This is a genomic window from uncultured Campylobacter sp. (assembly GCF_938040115.1).
GTDB lineage: Bacteria > Campylobacterota > Campylobacteria > Campylobacterales > Campylobacteraceae > Campylobacter_A.
Genome location: NZ_CALHXD010000238.1, coordinates 1 through 5255, shown reverse-complemented (window position 1 = coordinate 5255; position 5255 = coordinate 1). Strand labels below are relative to the sequence as shown.

Here is a 5255-nt window from a genome sequence, read left to right as displayed (position 1 = left end):
AATTTGCCTTGATTTATTTTCCCCGCTTTTTCAGATTTTGCCCCCAAATTTCACTCAAATTTAACCGCCCTTTGGCTAATATTTCGCAAATTTGACTTAAGGGATAAATTTAAACAAACTCGCACTTAGCCTCGCCGCTCTTTTCCTTGTCGTTTTCGTAAATTTTATTTACGAAAAACTATCCGGCCCCACCCGTTTCGTCGTTACCGCCGATACCAAGATAATCCCCGGTTCCGAGCTAAGCAAATACGTAACGCAAGAGGAGATAGACGATTTTGGTTTTAGATACTGGGATATAGATAAGCAGATAAAGGACGACGCATTTGCTGAAAATTTCCGCAAACTTTTAAAATCAAAGCAAACGGATCAAATTTTAAAATTTATGCAAGATAATAACATTAGCATAGACTCTCCACTAATAGACGGCGTTACTCCTTTGATGTACGCTAGCTTTTACGACGACGAAGTCACGGCAAAAAGACTTATAGATATGGGCGCAAACGCTCATGCGCAAGATAACTACAAACTCTCGCCCCTAGCCTACGCCATAGAAAACAACTCCACAAAGACCGCTAAGCTGCTACTTGATAGCGGGGTTAAATTTGAGGAGGTCAAGGCGGTGCAGTGGTGATGAAATTACAATAAGTCAAGGCGAAACTCCTACAAAAGTAAATCCCGTATTTTTTAACTTTAGGAAAAAACTAAGAATTAATCATTATGAAAAACATTGTCCAGACGAAAATTCTACTTTTACAATTAGAGAATTTATCGACTGGGCAAATGATAATAAAAAAATGAGTTCTATATCAAGTTTTACAAGTAGTTTTGAAAACGACCCAGCCAAGGTAATTTACATAGATAGCAATAGAAGCAAATCAGACTCAAACTCAAATTTACAAAGCAAATAGATAAAAGGAGATAAAATGTCAGGGGAATTTGAGTTAAATTTGAGCGAGTTTAACTCAAATTTCGTTTGGCGAGAGGCAAATTTGGCTTCAAATTTAACAGCTCCCAGTCGAACCTAAAGCCAAATTTTACTCGTCGCCCGGGCAGCAAATCAAATTTGCCGCCGAGGCTCAAATTTACTTCGCCGCGGCAGGATTATTTACGCTTATCACGACGTTTTTCTCATCCAGATAGAGCTTCGCCGCGTCTTTCACGTCCTGCTCGGTGAGCGCATTTACCGCGTTTTCGTACTCATCAAGGCTTAAAATCTCATCGCCAAAAACCAGCTCGCGCATGAGCGCGCGCGTCCAAAACTCGCCCTGAACGTAGGATTGGCGCATTTTTACGAGGGCTGATTTTTTGAAATTTTGCAGATAGCGTTTGACGTCCGCGCCGCCTTTTAGCTCGGCGACGTTTGATTTTATCTCGCCCAGCACGGCGTTTACGTTATCAGGCGCCGCCGTAAAGCCAAAATGCGCGGTGAAGCTTTCGTACGGATATTTTGCGAGATTCATATGCACGCCCAGGCCGTAGACCTGCCCGCGGTCCTCGCGCACGTCCTCGCGCAGCATCATCGAAAGCACCGCAGATAGGGCGTTTACGCGCAGTAACTCTGGGCGCGAATACTTCACGTTTTCGTTTTTCATTATCATCGCGGCGTCGCTTCGCTGCGTGGTTTGGTAGCTTCGCTTAAACTCCCGCTCGCCAGAAATCGTCCTCACGCCGTCATCTACGAAGTCTTCACGCTGTGCGCGCGACGGTAAATTTGCCAGATATTTTTGCAAAAGCGGCTCGGCTGCGGTCAAATTTAGATCGCCGACCACGATAAAATCATACGAAGCCGCGTTGGTAAATTTATCCTTCACTATCTTTTTTACGTCCTCCATCTGCAGCTCGTTTATGTCCGTGGCCTCGAGTGGGTTCGTTCGAGGGTTGTTTTCGTAAAAAAATCTCGCAAATTCGTCGTGAAATTTGCGCTCGGGCAGATTTTTGGTTTTTTCCAGCTTTTCAAGCTCGTTGATTTTTGTCTTTTTTAGCGCGTTTTCGTCAAATCTAGGCTCGCTAAACTCCAAAAACAGCGCACGCAAAAGCCACTCAAAGTCCGCGCTAGCCGAGCTTGCGCTATATCCTTGCGAGAGCTGATCGATAAATTTGCTATAGCTTAGCTGCTTGCCGCTTAGGATTTTAGCCAGGTCGTAGTTGCTAAACTCCCCCGCCCCGCTCTCGTTTGAGACCTCTACGGCTAGCGCGCCCTGCTTTGGTTTGGCCAAATTTGACGTGCCGCCGCGACTAACCGCGCTTAGCCAGACGACGTCTTTTTTGGTTTTTACCTCCTTAAATGCGACGCGCGCGCCGTTTGGCAGCTCGTAAAGATAAAAATCAAGCTTCTCGTTATGTTTTTTCGAGACGAAATTTTTAGGTTTTAGCGCGCCGTAGTCGAAAAGCTCGCTCTTTACCTGCTTTGCGGCCAGTGTATCATAGGGCTTTGCCTCCGCCCAAATTTGATCAAATTTAGCCTCGCTTAGCTTCGCCCCTTTGGCGCTAATTACGTTTAAAGTTTTTGCGTCGATGCCCAGTATCCGCCTAAATTCGGCATTTACGTCATCAAGGCTAATGTCCTCAAGCAGCGCCAAAGTAACGTCGCGCAAGTCCTTGTCGCCAAGCAGCACGCCGCCGATCCTCGTCGTCTCCTCGATATTTGCCGCGACCGCGCTCGAGCGCTTGTTACCCGCTTGCAAATAGGCATTTTTAGCCGAGTTTATAAAATCTTTTTTCGCGCTCTCAAAGTCTGCCTTGCTAAAGCCAAATTTCTCCACGCCCTTTAAAACGCCCGCCAGATCGCTAAGCGCGCCGCCAAAATCATCATCCACGGCGTTTATCTCAAAGGCATAAAGCACGTTTTGATCCTCGATGATCGGCGAGTAAAATCTCCCGCGCAGAGCCAAATTTCGCTGCTCGTATATCATCGCGACCAGGTCTGAGATGTAGTTTGCTAGCAAATTTTGCTTGAGCCTTTGGATCTCGCCGTCAAATTTGTACTTTTGCGTAAAGATCAAATTTAGCGAGTTTAGCCCGATCTCGGCCGAGTCGTAGTTGTTTACGCTAAAGCCGCTTTTTATAGGAATAGTTTTATCGGGGCTCGCGTAGTCGTTCGTGTTTTTAGCGGGGCCAAAGCTTTGCTTTATCATCTCCTCGATACGCTTTTTATCAAAGTCTCCGACCGCGATAAATTTCATAAATCTAGGCTGATACGTCCTATCGTAAAAGCCCTTTATGGTCGCTACGTCGACGTTTTTTACGATATTCATATCGCCGATGGGCGACCTTTTGGCGTAGATGCTATCGCCGTATAGCTCTGGCACGCGGTTTTTGATGTAAAATCTATATGCGGGCGTGTTTCTAGCGCGCTCCTCCTCGATGATGATGCCCCGCTCCTTATCCAGCTCGGCCGCGTCAAAGCTCACGCCGTCGATCCAGTCGCGAAAAACGCGGAAAACATCCTTTAAATTTTGCTCGTTTACGTGGATTTCTAGCAGATAGGCCGTCTGATCGTAGCTAGTCTGCGCGTTTAGATCCGCGCCAAAGGCCACTCCGAGGCTCTCTAGCTTTTTCACCAGCTCGTTTTTGCTAAACTCGCGGCTGCCGTTAAACGCCATATGCTCGGTAAAGTGCGCCAGCCCCAGCTCATTTTCGCGCTCGTCGGTCGAGCCGATGTTTACGACTAGATAAAAATAGGCCGAATTTGCGGGCTGCTTATTTTCCTTGACGTAGTATTTTAGCCCGTTTGCTAGCTCGCCGCTAATGATAGCTGGATCCTGGGTCAAATTTAGCTTTTGCGCGTTTTTATCTTTCGCCGTCAAATTTAACGCACTCAAATTTGCGTCCATCTGCCGTGTTTTGGCCGCCTGTGCGACCGGCGCTTGTTTAGCTAAAACGCTCGCCGAAAAAACGGCCAGAAATAAAAATAAAATTTTCCTCATCGTCGTCCTTTAAATTTAAAAAGCCGATTATATAGCGCGATTTTTAATATTTTTGCCCACGCGCGGCGAAATAGGCGGCCGTGCTAAATTTATTTTTTATAAAATTTATGCTAAATTTAGCCCAAATTTTAAAGGATAAATTTTGGTAAAAATAGGAATCCACGGCGCAAGCGGCAAAATGGGACGCATGATCATCGAGTGCCTAAAAAACGAGCCAAACGCGAAACTCAGCGCGGCTTATACGATAGAGTCGCTTGACTTTGCGTTGCCTGACGGCGTTGTTCTCACGGATAAATTTGACGAGCTTTTCGCAAACTGCGACGTCGTTATCGACTTTACGATCAAAGATGGCGCGATAAACCTGCTAAACTACGCCCGCACCGACCCAAAACCGCTAGTCATCGGCACGACGGGTCTTGGCGAGGACGGCGCGAACCTGCTAAAGCTAGCAAGCGCGGCGATGCCGATACTTTACGCTACCAATATGAGCCTTGGCGTCGCGGTTTTAAACCGCTTGGCGGCGCTTGCGTCAAAGGCATTGCGCGAATTTGACGCCGAGATCGTCGAGCAGCACCACAGACATAAAAAAGACGCTCCAAGCGGCACGGCGCTAACGCTTGGCGAACGCGTGGCGGCAGCTAGAGGACTAAATCTAAAAGATATTTTAGTAACGGGCAGAGACGGCATGGTCGGAGCTCGCAGTAAGGACGAGATCGCGATCCTGGCAGTGCGAGGCGGCGACGTCGTGGGCAGGCATACGGTCGGATTTTACAACGAGGGCGAGTTTATCGAACTAAACCACACCGCAACTAGCCGTGCGACCTTTGCCAAGGGCGCGATAAAGGCGGCTATTTGGGTGGCGGGGCGAGAGAGCGGGCTGTACGGGATAGATGATTGCCTGGGGCTGTGATAATAAGCGGCTTGGCTTTTTCTACTTACTTTGCGTTGAAATTTAATTTTCAAGCTCGGCAACCCGCACGGTTAGCCTACGCTTAAAAATTAAATTTCGCCTTAATTAAGCGAAAAAATCCTGTGCCTTATCATTTTGCGTTCAAATTTTTGATAATTAAATTTTAGTATGAGAGGCAAAGTATCGCGAGATGATTTTTTGGGTTGCGCAGAAATTTTCGTCCAAGACTAGACATGTAGTCTGTCGCAGGGCGAAAATTTCAAGCTCCGCAAAAAGCGCTCGCGAGACGAGCCTCAAAAAGGAAAAATTAAAATGTGTGCGATAGTTGGAGTAATAAATTCTAAAGACGCTGCGCGAACGGCATACTACGCGCTATTTGCCATGCAACACCGAGGCCAGGAAGCAAGCGGCATCAGCGC

The 5255-nt window shown here is 47.0% G+C and carries 4 protein-coding genes; 3 read left to right on the top strand and 1 reads right to left on the bottom strand.

Going from position 1 to position 5255, the window contains the following annotated elements; translation table 11 throughout:
* Positions 1 to 382 precede the first annotated feature (382 nt).
* Positions 383 to 631, top strand: coding sequence for an ankyrin repeat domain-containing protein (locus Q0314_RS07985; RefSeq protein ID WP_298058077.1), 249 nt, complete (start codon positions 383 to 385; stop codon positions 629 to 631).
* Between the two features lie 451 nt (positions 632 to 1082).
* Here Q0314_RS07985 and Q0314_RS07980 read toward each other — a convergent pair whose 3' ends face one another.
* Positions 1083 to 3926 carry a M16 family metallopeptidase gene (locus tag Q0314_RS07980; RefSeq protein ID WP_298058075.1) on the bottom strand — a complete coding sequence of 948 codons (2844 nt, stop codon included), beginning with the start codon at positions 3924 to 3926 and terminating at the stop codon, positions 1083 to 1085.
* Between the two features lie 142 nt (positions 3927 to 4068).
* On the opposite strand from Q0314_RS07980, the gene dapB reads away from it, so the two are divergent.
* Together dapB and Q0314_RS07970 are read left to right on the top strand one after the other, a co-directional pair.
* On the top strand, positions 4069 to 4836 hold the full coding sequence (dapB, locus tag Q0314_RS07975; protein WP_298058073.1) for a 4-hydroxy-tetrahydrodipicolinate reductase: 768 nt from the start codon (positions 4069 to 4071) through the stop codon (positions 4834 to 4836).
* 312 nt (positions 4837 to 5148) lie between these two features.
* A partial coding sequence (locus Q0314_RS07970; protein ID WP_298058079.1) for a hypothetical protein occupies positions 5149 to 5255 on the top strand: 107 nt, incomplete at its 3' end.